This window comes from Asticcacaulis aquihabitans (assembly GCF_032490435.1).
Lineage (GTDB): Bacteria > Pseudomonadota > Alphaproteobacteria > Caulobacterales > Caulobacteraceae > Asticcacaulis.
In genome coordinates this window covers 402,424-420,752 of sequence record NZ_JAVGWM010000002.1, presented here as the reverse complement: position 1 = coordinate 420,752, position 18,329 = coordinate 402,424, and the positions used below count along the sequence as shown (strand labels likewise).

The 18,329-nt window shown below is 57.5% G+C and carries 12 protein-coding genes; 7 read left to right on the top strand and 5 right to left on the bottom strand.

Annotation, left to right across the window (positions count from 1 at the left end):
- Positions 1-102: 102 nt before the first annotated feature.
- Entirely contained in the window at positions 103-996 is an 894-nt protein-coding gene (locus tag RCJ00_RS08695; protein WP_316221411.1) for a universal stress protein, read from the top strand.
- Between the two features lie 12 nt (positions 997-1,008).
- Positions 1,009-1,659: a nitroreductase family protein gene (locus RCJ00_RS08690; RefSeq protein ID WP_316221410.1), complete on the top strand. Its 651-nt coding sequence runs from the start codon at positions 1,009-1,011 to the stop codon at positions 1,657-1,659.
- 50 nt (positions 1,660-1,709) lie between these two features.
- Here the strand turns inward: RCJ00_RS08690 and RCJ00_RS08685 are convergent, their stop codons facing one another.
- Positions 1,710-2,288, bottom strand: a complete 579-nt coding sequence (locus RCJ00_RS08685) for a TetR/AcrR family transcriptional regulator (protein WP_316221409.1) — start codon at positions 2,286-2,288, stop codon at positions 1,710-1,712.
- 112 nt (positions 2,289-2,400) lie between these two features.
- On the opposite strand from RCJ00_RS08685, the gene RCJ00_RS08680 reads away from it, so the two are divergent.
- Entirely contained in the window at positions 2,401-5,631 is a 3,231-nt protein-coding gene (locus RCJ00_RS08680) for a bifunctional cytochrome P450/NADPH--P450 reductase (protein ID WP_316221408.1), read from the top strand.
- Between the two features lie 37 nt (positions 5,632-5,668).
- On the opposite strand, the gene RCJ00_RS08675 is transcribed toward RCJ00_RS08680, so the two are convergent.
- Both RCJ00_RS08675 and RCJ00_RS08670 read right to left on the bottom strand, forming a co-directional pair.
- Positions 5,669-7,033: a sigma-54-dependent transcriptional regulator gene (locus tag RCJ00_RS08675; protein WP_316221407.1), complete on the bottom strand. Its 1,365-nt coding sequence runs from the start codon at positions 7,031-7,033 to the stop codon at positions 5,669-5,671.
- The gene (locus RCJ00_RS08670; RefSeq protein WP_316221406.1) at positions 7,030-8,733 is read right to left on the bottom strand and encodes a sensor histidine kinase; all 1,704 of its coding nucleotides are present in this window, start codon (positions 8,731-8,733) and stop codon (positions 7,030-7,032) included. The genes RCJ00_RS08675 and RCJ00_RS08670 overlap by 4 nt, the downstream gene beginning before the upstream one ends.
- Positions 8,734-8,994: 261 nt before the next feature.
- Between RCJ00_RS08670 and RCJ00_RS08665 the strand changes: the two genes are divergently transcribed.
- The 3 genes from RCJ00_RS08665 (at position 8,995) to RCJ00_RS08655 (ending at position 12,077) form a co-directional block, all read left to right on the top strand.
- Complete coding sequence (locus RCJ00_RS08665) at positions 8,995-10,365, top strand: dicarboxylate/amino acid:cation symporter (RefSeq protein ID WP_316221405.1); 1,371 nt, start codon at positions 8,995-8,997, stop codon at positions 10,363-10,365.
- 99 nt (positions 10,366-10,464) lie between these two features.
- Positions 10,465-11,169 (top strand): TorF family putative porin, encoded by a 705-nt coding sequence (locus RCJ00_RS08660; protein WP_316221404.1) that lies wholly within the window; start codon positions 10,465-10,467, stop codon positions 11,167-11,169.
- Between the two features lie 140 nt (positions 11,170-11,309).
- Positions 11,310-12,077 carry a FadR/GntR family transcriptional regulator gene (locus RCJ00_RS08655; RefSeq protein ID WP_316221403.1) on the top strand — a complete coding sequence of 256 codons (768 nt, stop codon included), beginning with the start codon at positions 11,310-11,312 and terminating at the stop codon, positions 12,075-12,077.
- A 5-nt stretch (positions 12,078-12,082) separates the two neighbouring features.
- On the opposite strand, the gene RCJ00_RS08650 is transcribed toward RCJ00_RS08655, so the two are convergent.
- Both RCJ00_RS08650 and RCJ00_RS08645 read right to left on the bottom strand, forming a co-directional pair.
- Positions 12,083-13,657, bottom strand: coding sequence for a tryptophan halogenase family protein (locus RCJ00_RS08650; RefSeq protein WP_316221402.1), 1,575 nt, complete (start codon positions 13,655-13,657; stop codon positions 12,083-12,085).
- A gap of 77 nt (positions 13,658-13,734) precedes the next feature.
- The gene (locus RCJ00_RS08645; protein WP_316221401.1) at positions 13,735-16,491 is read right to left on the bottom strand and encodes a TonB-dependent receptor; all 2,757 of its coding nucleotides are present in this window, start codon (positions 16,489-16,491) and stop codon (positions 13,735-13,737) included.
- Positions 16,492-17,384: 893 nt separating this feature from the next.
- Between RCJ00_RS08645 and RCJ00_RS08640 the strand changes: the two genes are divergently transcribed.
- A complete protein-coding gene (locus RCJ00_RS08640; protein WP_316221400.1) occupies positions 17,385-18,317 on the top strand; it encodes a family 43 glycosylhydrolase in 933 nt (310 codons plus the stop codon).
- Positions 18,318-18,329 lie beyond the last annotated feature (12 nt).

The following is an 18,329-nucleotide window of genomic DNA, read 5'->3' as shown; positions in this document are numbered from 1 at the left end:
TGGCCCTTTCCCTGGGGTGCTTTATTTCGCAGGATTTGATCACAGACAAACCCAGCTTTCCCCATTGGCCTATGCTGCAATGGGTCAAATGGGATGAAAATTATGTCTATAAAGTCCATTCTGTGCGTTTTCAGCGGCAATGCCGACGAGGACACAGCGCTGAGCGCGGCCTTCAATATGGCCTACACAGCAAAGGGCAGTCTCCGGGTTTTGCATATAGCTGCGCCGCCCATCCTTTATGGCGCCGCGATCGGAGCGACCTATGCGTCCGGGCCATACCCCTCCGGCGACCTGGCCAGTATTCTGGAAAAAGATGCCCGTGAATTGACCGAAACGGCGCTTAAGGCGGTCATCCGCCTCTCAAAGACGCATATGGTCAGCTTGGTTGAAGACGGTATTCAGGCCACAGCCGGTCGAGCACAGGCTAGCTTCCGAGCCTTGGTTGGGACGGTGAGCGAATGCCTGCCCAGCGAAGGACGTTCAGTCGATTTGGTCGTCGCCGGCTATGACAATAGCTATGGCGGTAACTTTGAGACGATATTGGCGGCGCTGTTCAAGACCGGCAGTCCGGTATTGGCCATCCCGCGACTGTCGGATGTCGTTGTGTCCGAGACAGGATATGCCCGCACGGTGGCAGTTGCCTGGGATGGCAGCTTGGCCGCGTCGCGCGCCCTTCGGGCGGCCATGCCCTATCTGGTGCACGCAGAAACCGTCTATCTGGTCAGTGTCGAGGGCATGAACGACCCGGTCGATACGGTCGGTAACCGAGACATTATCGGCTACCTGGCGGTTCATGGCATTTCTGCTCAGTTCATCCATTGTGAACGCGTCGCACACAGCATTGGGCATATCCTCCTTGAAAAGGCCGATGACCTGAAAGCGGATCTTCTGGTGACGGGAGCCTATGGCCGCGGTCACATTGGCGAGATGATTTTAGGCGGGGTGAGCAATCATCTCCTGAAGCATTCGCGATTGCCGCTTTTCTTAGCCCACTGAGGCCCCTTGGTTATGACGGCACCTCGTTCAGACGAATTGGGATCACATGTGTCCGTGAGCCAGGGCGATAAAAGCCTATGCCCGAAACCGCGTCTAAGCGTTACTGACGCCATCTACGCCCAACAGACGGTGTTTGATTTTCAGCCACAACCGGTGCCCGTCGTGTCGATACATGCGCTCCTCTATGCGGCTGTCCAGGCGCCGACGGTCCAGTCCTCCGAACAATATGCCTTTGCAATTGTCCAGGGCCGGCAAGCCCTGGCTGAACTGTCGGACTGGCGGGCGCGGCCGTCTAGTGCCCTTGTGGATCAAACACTTGAAACGTCTTCGCCGCCGGCTGTGGGATACTTGGCGGCGGATGACCGCAACATTTTTTTCAACGCCGGCACGCTGATCGTCGTCTATGGGGCGTGTGCTGCGACACTCGCCCTGCCTGACGTCTGGCTGGCGGCGGGCAACCTCACCCTGGCCGCCTGCGGCATGGGTTACGGGACGCGTATTGTCGTTGAAGCGATAGAGGCGTTGAATTCGCCGGAATGGCGGCGACGGCTGAAGGTGCCGCCGCATTTATGTGCGGTCGCGCCGATCATAGTCGGGGTCGCCGCAGGTGCCCGGTCGGAGACCTCGCGCAAGGCGCCTGATATTGTCAGCTGGTCGACATAGGGCTCCGCTTTTTCGCGTCAGGTCCTAAGCTCGCCATAGCTGTACGGGTATCATACCGGAGCCCGACGACTCCAGTCGATAACGTTTGCAAGACGCACAGCCATCTGATCGGGGCGGTTTCGTCCCTGAAAATCGGACGTCATCCAGTGGACAACCATGCCCACAATGCCGCTGATCAGAAATACAGTGGCATCGGTTTCTTCCGCGTCGCCGCGTGAGGCGCGGACGGTGCGGTGGGCGACGAAGGGCAACAGGTCTTCAAAGATGTCCAGCGAACCAACCCCGGCACGCACACGAAGATAAAAGTCTTTGTGCGCCTTCAGATGCTCAAAGATCGGCAACGCGCGGGCGACTATGTCATCTTTTATGCCCTCCGTACCCAAGGCGGCGAGGGCAATCGGTTCGACGGGCGGAAAGGCCGCACTCAGGCGTTTGAGGGCCGCCGCCTTTGCCGCCGTCTGCAAGTCCGGGAAGTGCTGGTAGAAGGTGGGACGGCTTACGCCTGCGCATCTGACCACGTCTGTGATTGAAATCTCGCTTAAGGCCCGTTCGTCCAGTAGGTCCGATATGGCTCTGATCAAAGCCTCAAACGAGCGCAAAAAGCGGGGGTCGTCTGTATTTTCTGCCAATGGCTTGCCTCTCAACTCGCATCGCTTATTTATTTTACGTTTGTTAAATAGCTTTTTATCGTTAACATAGCTTTGGCCTGTCGCAAGGGCGCGTGCAAGTAAGGTGTTTGTCATGTCAATATCGTCCGTTGTCCCCCGCCCCCCTTTAAAGCCGATTATCGGCAACCTGACTGAACTCGATGTCGACTCCCCTGTCCAAAGCCTGATGGCTTTGGCCAAAACCTACGGTCCCTTCTTTAAATTGACGATCTTCGGCCAGGATATCTATGTGGCCGGTTCACAGGCGATCGTGAATGAACTATGCGATGAAAGCCGTTTCCACAAAGCCATTCATCCGCCGCTGGCGGAATTGCGCTCTGTCGGCGGAGATGCGCTCTTCACTGCCCATGACCACGAGCCGAATTGGGGAAAGGCGCACCGCCTGCTTATGCCGGCCTTTGGGCCGATCGGCGTGCGCGGCATGTTCGATAAGATGCTGGACGTCGCCGAACAGATGTTCGTGCGCTGGGAGCGCTTCGGACCCGGTGCGGTCATCGACGTCGCGGACAACATGACCCGCCTGACCCTCGACACCATCGCCCTGTGCGGCTTCGATTATAGATTTAATAGCTTCTACCAAAACGAGATGCATCCCTTTGTTGCAGCCATGGTCGGGACTTTATCAGAAGGGGGGCGCCGCGCCCGTCGCCCAGATATGATCAACTCGCTCCTTTGGGCGAAAAGCCGACAATATGAAGCCGATCAAGCCGTACTCAGGGACGTCTCCCGCCAATTGATCGCAGAGCGCCGCAAAGACCCGTTGGGCGCTGAGAAAGACGATCTTCTGAACATCATGCTGAACGGGGTCGATCCGGTCACCGGCGAGAGACTGAGTGACGAAAATATCGGCTATCAGATGGTCACCTTTCTGGTCGCCGGGCATGAGACGACCAGTGGCCTTCTGTCATTTGCCACCTATCTGCTGCTTAAAAACCCTGACGTGTTACAAAAAGCGCGGGCGGTCGTGGATGAAGTGCTCGGCACCGACACGCCGCGCATCGATCACCTGGGGCAGTTGCGCTATATCGAGCAGATACTGATGGAAACGCTGCGCCTGTGGCCGACGGCGCCGGCCTTTGGGGTGCGCCCCCGCGAGGACACTCTACTGGCCGGGCAATATCCCTTGTCGAAGCGGGATACCGTCATGGTCCTGGCCCCGATCCTACATCGGGATCCGGCCGTGTGGGATGCGCCTGACGCTTTCCGCCCTGAACGCTTCTCTCCGGAAAATGCCGAAAAGCTGCCCCCTAACGCGTGGAAGCCGTTCGGCAATGGCATGCGCGCCTGCATAGGGCGTCCCTTCGCCATGCAGGAGTCTCTGCTCGTTCTGTCGATGATGCTGCAACGCTTCGACTTTGTGCTCGACAATCCCGCATATACGCTGGAGGTCCATGAAACCCTGACTCTGAAACCACAAGGACTGACCATCCGTGCCCGTGCCCGCGGTGATCGCAGCCCCCCTGTTCGTACGCACATTCCGACTGCGCCGCAAAAACCGCTCACGCGCCCAACGGCCCCGGTGGTTCCGGGTGAACAGGCCACGCCGCTGCTGATCCTGTACGGTAGCAATACGGGATCGTCAGAGGCTTTCGCCCGCCGCATCGCGGGCGATGCCCCCGCCCAGGGCTACACGCCACAGGTGGCGGCCATGGACGACTATTCTGGCCGGATGCCAGACCAGGGTGTCGTCATCGTCGTCACCGCTTCGTATGAAGGCCAGCCGCCCGACAATGCCCGCCAGTTTGTTGCCTATGTCGAAAGCCTCTCCCCTGGCGCTCTGACAGGCTTGCGCTTCGCCGTGTTTGGATGTGGCAATCGTCAATGGGCGCGCACCTACCAGGCCATACCCAAGCGGGTGGACACGGCATTGGCGGCGGCGGGCGCTGAGCCAATCAAAGAGAGAGGCGAAGCCGATTCCGGTGGTGACTTTTTTGGCGCCTTCGACGCCTGGTACGCGACGCTGTGGCAAGATATAGCCAAGGCGCTCGGCAAGTCGGCCGTCGAAACGGGAGGCCCAGTGCCTCTGGCGATCGAGTTCGTCCCGTCAGGGCGTGAAAACATCCTGCGTCTGGGCGATCTTAAGCCCGGCGTGATCGTGGATAACCGCGAGCTGGTGGATATGACGGCGGCCGGCGCCAGATCAAAACGCCATATTGAAATTCGCTTGCCTGACGGGATGTCATATCGTAGCGGCGACTATCTGGCCGTTCTGGCACGAAATCCCCAATCAAATATCGAGCGCGCCTTACGCCGTTTTGGTCTGGCGGCGGACACCCATGTGGTCGTCCGTAAGGGGGGCACGGCATCGAACACCCTGCCTACGGACATACCCATAAGCTGTGGCGACCTGTTGGCGCACTATGTTGAGCTGAGCAGTCCCGCAACCCAAACTCAGGTTGCCCGGTTGGCCGGGGTCACAGCCTGTCCACCGGAAAAAGCCGAGTTGCAACGGCTGTGCGGCGACGCCTACGCCGCCGAGATCCTGGACCGTCGCGTCACCCTGCTTGACCTGCTTGAACGATTTCAGTCCGCGGGTTTGGAGTTTGCCGAATATCTCGCCATGTGTCCGCCCATGCGGGCACGGCAATATTCCATTTCCTCTTCGCCGCTTTGGAAGCCTGATCATGTCACGCTTACGCTTGCGGTCGTCGACGGGCCGTCCCTGTCAGGTCAGGGGCGTCATCTGGGTATCGCTTCGACCTATCTCGCCAATCTCAAGCCCGGCGATCGGGTGTCCGTCGCTGTACGTCCATCGAATACGCGCTTCCATCCCCCTGAAAACCCCGCAACCCCTATTATTATGATTTGTGCCGGTTCTGGACTTGCCCCTTTCCGCGGCTTTCTTCAGGAACGGGCTTTGCAAAAGGCGGCCGGGCAAGCTGTCGGGCCCGCTCTTCTGTTCTTTGGTATCGACTCACCGGATGTCGATTACCTCTACCGCGACCAACTGGAAGCCTGGCAACTGGCCGGTGTTGTCAGCGTACGTCTGGCCTGCTCGGACGCGCGAAAGAGGCGGTCAGAAATGGGGCCAGAAACCGGGCCAGAAACGGGGCCAAAAACGGAGCAAGAGACGCAATATGTGCAACATCGCGTCTGGTCAGACCGGGCTGAGGTTGCCGATCTTTTTCGTCAGGGTGCCATTGTCTATGTCTGTGGAGATGGGCGCCGCATGGCGCCGGCTGTCCGCGAAACACTGATCGATATCTATCGAGACGCCACACGTGCGGACGACGACGCGGCGCGCAAGTGGGCCGACAGGATTGAGCACGAGAGGGGACGGTATGTCTCCGATGTTTTTGCATAGGAGCATTGGTTCTTTAAGGCAGGTATCGACCCTCTCTCTATTTCACCCGAAAATCACGAATGTTAATCTTGTAGCGGTTGACCTTGTCGTAAAACGTTTTTCGGGGAAGCTTGAGGCGCTTCATCGCCTCCGCTGCGCTGCCCTGGCAGCTCGCCAAGGTTTCACGAAGCAGGGCCGCTTCGAAGGCGGCAACGCGTTCAGGCAGGCCCTGATCTGCATCGACCAAACCGGGTTCAGAGACCGTCGCCACATCAAGCCCCAGGGCGTATCGTTCGGCATATTGTTCCAGTTCTCGCACATTGCCGTGCCAGTCGTGCGCTTGAAGGTGCCGCGCCACGTGCGCGGTGAGCGAGGGGACGGGGCGTTTCAGGCGGGAAGCGGCGGCGACGAGAAAATGTTGAAATAACAAAAGAATGTCTTCCTTTCGGTTTCTGAGCGGCGGCACTTTGAGCGTCACGCCACTCAGGCGATAATACAGGTCTGCCCGGAATGTGCCGGCGTCTACCGCCTCGCCGAGATCGCTTCGGCTCGAGGCGATAATGCGTAGCTCGATGGGGCGGGGCTCATCAGCGCCCAAAACCCACAGTTCCCGGGCTTCGACCACACGCAAAAGCTTGGCCTGAAGCGGCAGGCTTAGACCTTCGATATCATCCAGGAACAGGGTGCCCTTCTGGGCCTTTTCAATTTTACCCACGCTTTTTCGCGACAGCGGCGCGCCGGCGTCCAGCCGCGTACCGGTTTCTACACCAAAGAATTCGGCCGCGAAGATCGCGTCGGGAAGCACCGCGCAATTGACATGTACGAACGGCTTGCCTCTTCGGTCGCTTTGGCGATGGATGGTGCGTGCCACCCGTTCCTTGCCGACACCGGTTTCGCCGGCAATCAGGATGTCGACATCCGCCTCCGCGATCTGCGCAATCGTCTGGCGCAGGTGCTGCATGGCGGAACTCTCACCCAGGAGCCGATCATCGTCTTCGCGAGTGGCGGCGTAAAGCGCGCGTAGCTGCCGGTTTTCAAGGGTGAGGCGACGTGCCTCAAGCGCCCGGCGCAGGGCGGCGGTTAGGGTATCCATAGCGAAGGGTTTGGTGAGGAAGTCGTAGGCGCCGTCCTTCAATGCCTTGACCGCCATGGGCACATCCCCATGACCGGTCATGAGAAGGACGGGAATGGCTTCGTCTATGGCCTGGATGCGTTTGAAGACCTCAAACCCGTCCATGCCGGGCATCCGCACATCCGTAACGACGACGCCTGTGAAATCTGGAGTGAGCGTCTTCAGGGCGTCGTGTCCACCGGCAAAGGCTCGCGTTGCGAACCCAGCCAGTTCGAGACCCTGCACGTGCGCGGCGCGCAGATCGTCGTCGTCGTCGATGAAGACGACGGTTGTGGACGAGAGGGCGTTCATGTGGATGCCTTCCGTAGCGAGACGATAAAGCGCGCGCCGATCGTGACATCAATATCCGCCATCAGTTCCCCACCGAAATCGGACACGATGTCACGGGCAATGACGAGGCCCAGTCCCAATCCTTTGGGCTTGGTGGTCTTGAAGGGAATGAATAGCGCGGTTTTGATTGCGTCAGGCAGCCCCGGACCATTATCTTCGACGATCAGGCGCACGATGTCCTCCTGATCCTCCAGGCGCAGAGTAACTGAAGGATTGGCCGCGGTCTCCACCGCTTCGAAGGCATTTTGCAGCAGGTTGACGAGGACCTGCTCCAGCCGGACCCGCTCCCCCCATACGCGAAGACCCGCATCGATCTTGGGCCGCTGAAAGCGAACCTTGTGAGACTTAAGGCGACTGTGCGTCAGAAGGATAGAGCCTTCGACCGCCTCGCTGAGAGAGGTCGGTTGGCTTTCGCCCGTCGCTTTCCGGGAAAAGGCGCGTAATTCACCGGTGATGTGACCGATGCGATCGCTCATGCGCACGATGGTTTCAAGGTTGGCCTTGATCCCAGCGGGTTTCAAACCGCTCAAGGCGTTATCGGCAAGAGCACGAATCGTCGCCAGTGGCTGATTGATTTCATGCGCCACGCCCGCGGTGATCTGGCCGAGTTGCGCCAGCTTATTGGCTTGAACCAAATCGGCCTGCAAGGCGTTGAGCCGTGCCTGAGCGTTGCGTCGCTCCTCTATCTCCTCGGACAGTTTGTCATTGGCGTAGCGCAGGGCATGGGTGCGCTCGCCGACGTCGCGCTCCAGACGGGTCAGGTAAGCCTGATCCGACTGTGCCTTGAGCCGCAGGTTCTGGCGCCGCCGCAGGGTCCAAACGATGGCACCGGCCAGCAAAACTTCCAGAAGCAGCAGAATGGCCGATGCCGCCAGACCGGCCGCGCGGGCTGCCTCGGCGGACCGGTACACGTGAAGTTGCCACCCGTTCATGCCTTTGATGTCCAGGGCTTGACTGACCTGGTCAGGGGCGGCCACCGGCGGGCTTTTGAAACGCCAGGCGTCATGCGCCGTCACGATGACCTTGTGGTCGCTGTTGGTTACGAAGGCCGTATCTCTCAGGCGGCTCCAGTCGGTCTCAAGCGCATCAAACTCAAGCTTGACCACGACGACGCCGATGACATGGCGGTCCGCCACAACGCTGTGCGACAGGAAAAGGCCCGGACGATGGCTGACCGTTCCCAAAGCAAATTCGGCCGCTTCCGTCTGCCGGACGGCGTCGGTGAAATAGCGACGAAAGCCGTAGGATGAGCCTACGAAGCTTTCTGGCTGGGTCCAGTTGCTGGCGGCAACCGCCACCCCCTTTTTGTCGAGCAGATAGATGACGGCGCCATGCGTTTCGTGACGCAGGTTTTCAAGTTTGGCTGAGATGCCGTTCAGGCGCACCGGATCCGGGGATTCGAGAGCCGCTCGAACGTCACTGTCGGCGGCAAGGACGGCGGGGACGGCCCGCTGTTTATCGATTTCACTTTGCAGCGCTGACGCCCTGAGCTGCGCCGAGGTGTGTACGTCCTGCCTCAGGCCCTCCAGCGCCTGATTATAAACGAGATGGAAGGTCGCAACCACAAGGCCCAAGCCCACGACAGCAGCGAGCGCTGAAAGCGCCTGAATGCGTCGCGATAGCCGCGCGAAAGCCGCGAAGACAAATAGAGACTCGGTCATACCAGCCACTCGACCTGTGTGAAAATTCGCACAAATAAGGCATGTAGCTGTGTGGATATCAATACAAATATGCCTACTTCCTGTAGATGCGTCTAAATTTTCCTCATAAAATCAAGATATTGCCTCCTGCAAAAATTCCGTTGTTTTCGTGGCCCTTTGCCGCAAATACTCATCCCCCAGAGGCGCGGGTAAAAAGGCGCCAGACGAGGAAACGCGGCAATGCCCCCTTCGGGACTTGCGGCTCAGCAACAGGAGACAGGCATGGCCTATAGTTCATCCGTATCGGCGCCCGGTGAGGCGGCCAAGAAGGGCAAATGGTATAGCCATCTTTATCTACAGGTCATCGTCGCCATTACCGCCGGTGCCCTGATTGGCCATTTTTACCCGCAGACCGGTGAGGCGTTGAAGCCGCTGGGCGACGGCTTCATCAAGCTCGTCAAAATGATCATCTCGCCGGTGATCTTCCTGACCATAGTCACGGGCATAGCCGGCATGGGCAGCCTCAAGGGCGTGGGCAACGTGACTTGGAAGGCCTTCACCTATTTCTTCACCTTTTCGACCCTGGCCCTGATTGTCGGCTTGATCGTCGCCAATGTGGTCCAGCCGGGCCACGGCATGAATATTGACCCCAACACCCTGCACAACGAGAAGGTGGCCGAATATGCCGCCAAGGCGCATGAGAGCACGATTACGGGCTTCCTGATGGGGATCATTCCGGACACCTTCGTGTCGGCGTTCACCCAGGGCAATATCCTGCAGGTGCTCTTCGTCGCCATTCTCTTCGGCATTTCGCTGATCCTGATCGGTGACACGGCCAAGCCGGTGGTCAGCCTTCTGGAATCGGTCAGCCACGCCATCTTCCGCATGGTGAACATCTTGATGAAGGCGGCCCCCATCGGCGCCTTTGGTGCCTTCGCCTTTACCATCGGCAAGTACGGTATTGCCTCGGTCGTGAACCTGGCGGCGCTGGTCGGTACCTTTTACTTCACCTCGGCTCTGTTCGTAGTCGTGGTGCTGGGCGCCGTTGCGGCTTTCAATGGCTTTTCGATCTTCAAGCTGATCGCCTACCTTAAGGCCGAACTGCTGCTGGTGCTGGGGACGTCGTCGTCGGAATCCGCCTTGCCCAGCCTGATGGAGAAGATGGAAAAAGCGGGTTGCGCCCGGCCGGTTGTTGGCCTGGTAGTGCCGACCGGCTATTCATTCAACCTCGACGGCACCAATATCTACATGACGTTGGCGGCTCTGTTCATCGCCCAAGCCACAAATATCCACCTGACCCTTGAACAACAGCTTCTGCTCCTGTCAGTCGCCATGTTGTCCTCTAAGGGCGCGGCTGGGGTTACTGGTGCCGGCTTCATCACGCTGGCGGCCACCTTGTCGGTGGTGCCCACCGTTCCCGTGGCGGGCATGGCGATCATCCTCGGTGTCGATCGCTTCATGTCGGAATGCCGATCGATCACCAACTTCATCGGTAATGCCGTTGCGACTGTCGTCGTCAGCCGCTGGGAAAAGGCCATCGACATGGATGTCTTCAAAGCCGCGCTCAATGGTGAGCCGCGCGCCATTTTGCCGGTTACCCAGGTCACCACCCTCTCGCCGGGTCTCCAGGCCGGTGAACAGAGCGCCGACTAGACCGGCAAGCCTCTGACGCCCAAGCCCCGCCGATTTCGCCACATAACTCGGCGGGGCTTCTTTATCTGAAAACAAAAACGCACAACCCACGGAGACGACATGTCGTACACCGAACCCCTTCGTCTGGCCGGAATTCTGGCCGTTATCATCTGCGCAGCGTCGGCTCCGGCCTATGCCGAAGCGGTCGAACCCAAGCTATCCGGCCAAATTACCCTTCTGTCCGATGGCATTTATCGCGGCGTCAGCCAGACGGACGGACAGCCACAATATATTGCCGGTTTGCAGCTCGCCTATGGCAAGGTCTTCATTGGCACCCTCTTCAAATCCATGCGCGATCGCACGACCGGCGTCGACAACCAGACCCAGGCGCTGATCGGATACAAGACCGCTTTCGACGGCTATGACGTCACGGCCCGTGCCATCTATAAGCAATATAATGGCACCAAGCCTGGCATCGACAACGCGTTCATGGAATATGAGGTCAATGTGGCGCGAAAATTGGCGCCCAACACGACGGCGCGCCTAAACCTGGCCTATACCCCCGACAATTACGGTAAGGCGAAGGAAGCCACATACGCCGAAGTTGTTCTCGAGCAAAAGATTTGGCCCAGCTTCAGTTTGCAAGCCGGCACGGGCTTTCGGCATAATTCGGGCAGTGTCGATTACAGTACCGTCCTGTTCGGCGCGACCTACACGACCAAGCACAAACAGAGTGTATCGCTTACCTTCACAAACACGGATCGCGGCGCGCTTGGCGACAAGTATGGCGACAGTCTGTTCCTTACGGTTTCGCAAAAATACTGAGCTGTGTGTGAGAATTAGTGGATTAATATGGTCGTTGGCGGCGGAGCAATTGTAGTCCAAAATTTAGGGTTCAGTGAAGGATGGCCATAAGGCTGATAAAATTCTAAGGTCTCCCTTCCGTGGGTCCAGGATACAAACTGATGAGCAGTCTCTACTCTAAAAAGAGTTCCTCCGAATTTTCCGGTGACTATACCATCGAAGACTCCGGGCCGCAGGGACGCTTGGCCGGCTCGTTTGCGCGCCGTTTGGCGATCGATATTCTGAGCGGGGTTTACAAACCCGGTGACATATTGCCCCATCAACTCGATTCAAGCGAAGCCTTGCAAATATCGCGGACGCCGTACCGCGAGGCCCTGAAGATTTTGACCGCAAAGGGGTTTGTGGAAAGTCGCCCAAAGCGAGGAACCCTGGTTTGCGAGCGGCTCCGCTGGAACCTGCTCGACCCGCAGGTTATGGGCTGGATGTTCGAGACCACGCCATCGAAAGAGTTCATCGATGGCTTGTTTGAACTGAGACTAATAAACGAACCGGCGGCTGCGGAGTTGGCCGCCGAGCGCCGGTCTGATGACGAGGTCGCTCGGATGAAAGTGGCTCTCGATGTCATGGGGGCCGAGGGCCTGTCGTCCGAGGTCGGGCGTCTCGCGGACCTGGAGTTTCATCGGATTCTTATCACGGCGACACGCAATGAAGTCCTGGCCTCGTTGAACAGTTCCATTGCCGCTGCCATCGCCTGGACGACGCGGATAAAATCCAATGATCCTCAGGATGCCCGGAACAGTTGGCCGGACCACGCACGCGTTTATGAAGCCATCGCCGACAAGAACGCGCGGGGCGCACGATGGGCCATGGAATGTCTGGTTCGTTATGCGCTGGATGATACACATCGCTCGCGCGCGCAAAACCTCTAGGCGATCTAAAAGCCGGGTGGGTTCGCCGCGCAGTATTTTGCGATGTAGTCGTTGTGACTGGGCATCGCCGCTACGGCCGCAGCCTGTACGGAGGCGATGTGCTCCATGTGCTTTTGCGCCTGTGTCGGTAAAACGCCTTCAGCGAGCGGGTCATAGGCTTGCGGCACCAAACCTTGCCCGTCCATGACCGCAAGCCAACTGGTTTTGGAGAACAGGTCATCGGATTCGCGAAAGACACGTCCGGAATGGCGATAAATGTCTATGCGTTCAGCGAGCGTATCCGGAATCGACATATCCGCCAGCGATCGCCAATAGTCTGTGTCGCGTCGTTCCGTGGCATGAAAATGCAGAATGATGAAGTCGCGAATGCTTTCATATTCGTTGGTCATCAGGCGGTTGTAGCGCCGAACATCTGCGGGTTCGCAGCTTCGATTTGGAAACATCTCCAATAGGCGCGCTATTCCGGCTTGCACCAGGTGGATGCTGGTGGATTCCAAAGGTTCCATAAAGCCGCTTGCCAAGCCTAGCGCCAGACAGTTTTTAATCCAAAACTCCCGTTGACGGCCTGTGCGAAACTTGATTACGCGCGGCTCCGCGAGAAGATCACCGGTGACATTTGCAGTGAGCAGATCCAGGGCCTGCTGGTCTGAGGCGTGATGGCTGGAGTAGACGTATCCATTTCCCGTGCGATGTTGCAGCGGTATGCGCCACTGCCAACCGGCCGTACGCGCCGTGGATGTCGTAAAAGGCGTGGGCGGTGCCAGGTTTGTGGAGGGGGCCGCAACCGCTCGATCATTGGGTAGCCAGTGGTTCCAGTCTTCAAACTTTACCCCCATGACTCCGCCCAGGAGCAAGGCGTTAAAACCCGAACAGTCGATGAAGAAATCCGCTTCGATACGACGACCGTCCTGGGTGCGAACCGCTTCGATGAACCCGTCGTCCGGCCGTTGTGAGGTATGGGCTATACGACCCTCAATACGTATCACGCCTGCCGCCTCAGCGCGTTTGCGCAAGTAACGGGCATAGAGCGTGGCGTCGAAGTGGTAGGCATAGGCCAGGTGCGCCAGAGGACCGCCTGCCCCGGCGGGTCGCATGAAACACCCCGCGGCGGCGGCTCTTGCGCAGACGGAGAAGTCATTTAAAGGACGGGAGGCGCCAAGATGGCGGCTGCGTTGCCACAGAGCTTCAAAAGGTACCGCTCCGGCATCGACGCCATAAATTCCGAACGGGTGAAAATACCGATGTCCGATGCGTAACCAATCGGCAAACTCAATGCCGAGTTTGAAGGTTGCCTGCGTCTCCCTCATAAACTCGACTTCATTGATGCCGAGCAAGGCATTGAAGGCAAGAATGGGCGGTATTGTCGCTTCGCCGACCCCGACCGTGCCGATTTCCTCGGATTCAATAAGGGTGATGGCCGGGCCGGACTTTCCCAGCACTTTCGACAGTGCGTTTGCGACCATCCATCCGGCTGTTCCCCCGCCCACTATGACGATTGTTCTCAAGGGACCCGTCGTGGCCATTTCGATTCCGTTCAAAGCAAAAAATGCGGTGCCGCAACCAGATTTTGGCGTTGTCATCGCCATGTCAAGTCGAAGAAAAAAGCCGGCGCCGTCCTAAAAGGCGGCGCCGGCAGGTGAGGAACAACCAAAGGGAGTTAGTAGGTCGCTCGTACAGATATGCCGAACCGACGATCGTTCATCGTGTATTGGAGGGGTTGACCCGGGGTGTCGATATAGGTCACGCCCAATCGGTTCAGCAGATTGACACCGTCGATAGACACAGAGATGTGCGAGTTGACGTTGACGGAGATCGAGGCATCCAAGGTGGCGTAGGGGGCCTGATACTGCATGGTTCCGTTGGCGCCACTTCCGGTCGTTGTATCGAAATATTTGCCGCGCCAATTCCAGGCCAAACGACCGGAAAGGGGTCCTTTTTCATAAAGGGCTACGAGGTTATAACTGTCACGTGACAGCTTTTCGAGCGGCAAAGACTTGGTGACGGGCGCGCCGTTGACGGTCGTCGTAAAGGAGGTGTCGCTGTTGGCGTAGGTGTAGTTCGCCTGGACACCGAGACCGTTAAACGGTGAGGGCAGGAAATCGAAGAACTGCTGGTAGGCAACTTCGAAGCCTTTGATGGTGCCATTGCCGGCATTGGTAGACGTCGCGGTATCGTAAGTCCGCCCACCGAATGTCCGGGGTACATTATCGCCATAGATGAAACCGTCGGTCTTTTTCAGGAAGACGCCGCCGGTCAGAGAGCCATTTTGCGCGAAATACCATTCCGCCGTCAGGTCGTAATTATCGGACGTGATCGGCTTGAGATAAGGGTTGCCTTGGCTTGCGCTGGCATGACCTGTTTTGGGGTTGATCTGGTTGGCTGCGCCGAGCGACAAATTGGTCGAGAGCTGATCGAAATTCGGTCGGCTAATAGCGCGCGAATAGGCCGCGCGGAATTGCAGAGTGTCGCTTGCCTTTACCCGGACGTTGAAGGACGGCAGGACGGACGTGTATTTGTTGGTCGTCTGAATCTGCTCTGTGGTGCCATCCGCGTTAAACTGAGTGCCGACCGAGGCCAACTTGGTTTGGACAACACGGACACCCATATTGCCGTCGACCGGGAAGTCGCCGACCTGGAAACCGTAGTCGGCCGAAGCAAAGCCGCCAAAAGTCTTTTCGTTCAGGGTCGTTATATCGGCCGGGTTGAAGGAAATCTGGCGTTGCGCACCGACCAGCGCGTAGGTCGCGCCCAGGCTATTCCACAGGCCCGAACCACCGACGAACTCCGGATAAAGGACACCACCTGGCAGGGTCTTCTTATCGAAGAAGTCGGGTGAAGGTCCGAACTTATACAGTTGTGGCCACTGGCTAAGCGCTGGCAGCGCCGTGCCGTTGGGCTGAGAGCAACTCGGATCCGCCCCGTTGGCGTAGAGACAGACACCATGCCAGGTGCCGCGCAGGTCGATATCGCTGTCGGTCGCGCGCAGGCCGCCGTGGAGCTTTTTCAGGAAGCTGCCTTCCATTTCATATTCGACATCGTAAGCCGCAGCAGTCTGATCCGCCGTATTTCTCGTCAGCGAGTCAGCGATGTAGGTCACAGTATATTTCGAGACGTCGGTGAAGGCGGCCGGATTGTCCACGTTCCACACCGGGTTCTTTCCGCGCAGATCGAAAGTCACGACTTCCTGGTTGGTTGCCGTGTTGGGATTTTCACCGGCCACCTTGTGCTGCGACAAAACAAGACCGTTGCGATCAGCATCATAGACCGACTGCAGGTATTGAAGATCGAACTGCATTTTCAGGCGAGAACTGACCTGCCACTTAGCATTCAACGTATAATTTCCCGTGTGGGTTCTCAGCTCCTGGTCAAACCGGCCCGATTCATACGTTTGCTTGGCAATGGCGCCGCTCGTTGCATAGCCCTCGTCGTTAAAGGTCCATGTGGCACCCGGTTGAGGCGTGGGAATGGCCTCGTTCGTCGTCGGGTTCATCAGGTAATTGTCGATCGGATAGAAGTAAGCCCCGGTCCGGTCGAACTTGTAGTCGGTATATTGCGCTTGAGCCGTAATGAGCAGCGTGTCGGAGGGCCGCCATTGGAAGGCAGCGGCAAGGCCCAGTCTGCGACGGTCGCCATTGTCATCGTAAATCTGGAAGCCGAGTGGAATTTTGCCGTTAGCCGGAAGACCGGAAACCGTGCCGGCTGTTGGAGCGACCTGTTGCCCAACGAGGATCGCATCCTGACGGTAATCGCTCTTTCCGTAAACGGCGTTGATCAGCACGCCCATTTCACCCAGGTTCGTGTTGAACCGGTTGCTGTACAAGCCCGATATTGCGCCGCCGTATTTATCAGCGCGGTCGTAATAATTGCCCTTTACCGTGGTGCTGATGACCTGGCCCGGAGCATCGAAGGGCAGGCGGGTGCGCAGGTTGATCGCACCGCCGACGCCGCCTTCGACGATGTTGGCAGGGGGGTTCTTATAGACGTCGATGCCGGCGAGCAATTCAGGCGGAATGCCTTCAAGGTCCAGCGCACGACTGCCGGCAGCGGAGAACACCGCGCGGCCGTCGAGAAGGTTTAGAGTCTGGGTCAATCCTCGGATCGTCACTGCGGGTTGCGTGCGATGGTCGAAATCCGTGGCGCCTTCGCCGTAGCGACGTTGAATCTGTATGCCTGTGATACGCTGCAAGGCCTCGGTTGTGTTGGCGTCGGGCAGTTTGCCGATATCCGTCGCCTGGACCGAGTCGACGATTTGGTTCGAATTCTTCTTGATTGCGGTGGCTGACCTAAGCGAAGCTTTTACACCCGTAACGACCACGACCGTCGCATCGGCTTTATTTGGCGAGGGTTGCGGCTCGGCGCTTTGCGCCTGAGCGATGAGCGGCAGCAGCAGTGCAGCGGCCCCGGCAGTCCCCATTAAGAGTGTCCTGTAGGCTCTGAATTTAGGCATAAATTGTCCTCCTGTTGTGGCATGGGCTTTTTTTCCCACTTATTGGCCCGTCCGCCTGAGCGGTGGTAGTAGAGCCTGGCAGCCCGTATAAATCGCACTTATTATTTTGGCAACAAGGCAAATGTATTATAATTCAAACTTGCCATCATTTTGTCTGAGTGTTGCCAATTGTACACATTCCCGTAAGTGGCCACGCTCATTGACGTGTTGAGCGCCTTTTAGATTTGGTGATCCTTTGCATTGCGCCGTAGGATGGAGCGGAAGCAAGTTTGAGCTTTTTAATCATACATAAAATGAATTTTACAAGTGATGGGTGCCGCTGCGAAGCAGGGCTGCAGCTGTCCTTTCAGATTGGGGCTTGGCTCCGACTTCCGGGTATTTTGCCTAATTTAATGGTCTTTTTTGTACTCCCGCCGACTATCGCACCGTTTAGCGCTTACGCTAGAAGGGGCCGCATATTGAGTCATTTGGGCAGTCTTTCTAATGTGATTAAATGACCGGATAACGCGGGCTGTAAATCGGCGTCGCCTGATATGGACTGGTGCTGTCGATCGCGCTTGGACGGAAGTATGTAGATTTGCTCACGTCGTTGGTACAGCCGCGACGAATCCGGTTCGGACGATCAAATCGCGCGCAATTTCTCGAGATAGATTCAAACTACAAAGGGATTGCGCTTTTTAATAATCATACATATTGTGCGTGTGCAGGGCAGTGGATATGAAGGATGATACATTGTCATCCTCATTTTCGGCGAGCCATACCCGCCTCGTCCGGGCGCGAAGGCTGCCATGCTGCTTTTGGTCGGGACCAATCAAAAAAGCTGTCGAACGACCGAAGGCGTTGTTCGTATGGAGGAAAACATGAAAACTCAGTATAAGGTCTTGGCAGCTGTGCTCGGTTTGGGGGCATCTCTGGTCGCGTCTTACGCCGTTGCGGCCTCTCCGCTGGTTTCCGATCGGTTTAATGCGGATCCGTCGCCACATGTTTTTGACGGCCAGGTCTATCTATATGCGACCAATGATCAGGATAATTCCGGCAAGTATTGGGATTCGACGGATTGGCGTTTGATTTCGTCATCCGATCTCGAGCACTGGCGCGATGAAGGGTCGTTCCTTAGCGTAAGCGTGTTCAAATGGGCCTCGACGACCGCTAAGGCTTGGGCACCAGACGTCAGCGAGAGGAATGGCAGCTATTATTTCTATGCGCCGATTGGGGGAGATCGCATCGGGGTAGCGGTTTCCAAATCGCCCAAGGGGCCTTTTACGGATGCGCGCGGAACGCCATTGATCGATAAGGCCCGCGACGTCAATGTGGGGGATGAGCCGATAGACCCGGCAGTACTTATCGACGATGATGGCCAGGCCTATTTGATGTTCGGGACGCGCGTGCCCAAGATCGTCAAACTCAAACCAAATATGATTGAGATGGATGGCCCGATACAGGATGTGAAGATTAACGGCCTTCCAGAGGGGGAAAAGAAGGTCGGTTACGGCGAAGCACCTTATCTCAATAAATTTGGCGGGCTATACTACTTCACGTTTTCGACGGGGTGGCCGGGACAAATTGTGTATGCGACTTCCAAGTCGCCCACCGGGCCTTATGATTACCGTGGAGTCGTGCTGGATTATCTGAAGATAAGCACGAACCATCAGGCCATCATCGATTTCCACGGCAAGACCTGGCTGTTCTATCACGACAAACGTCTGCCCGGTGGTGGCGACTACAAGCGTTCGATCACATATACGCCCCTGACGATCCGGTCAGACGGCACGATCGACCAGGTGGTTCCCTAATACCATTCTAAT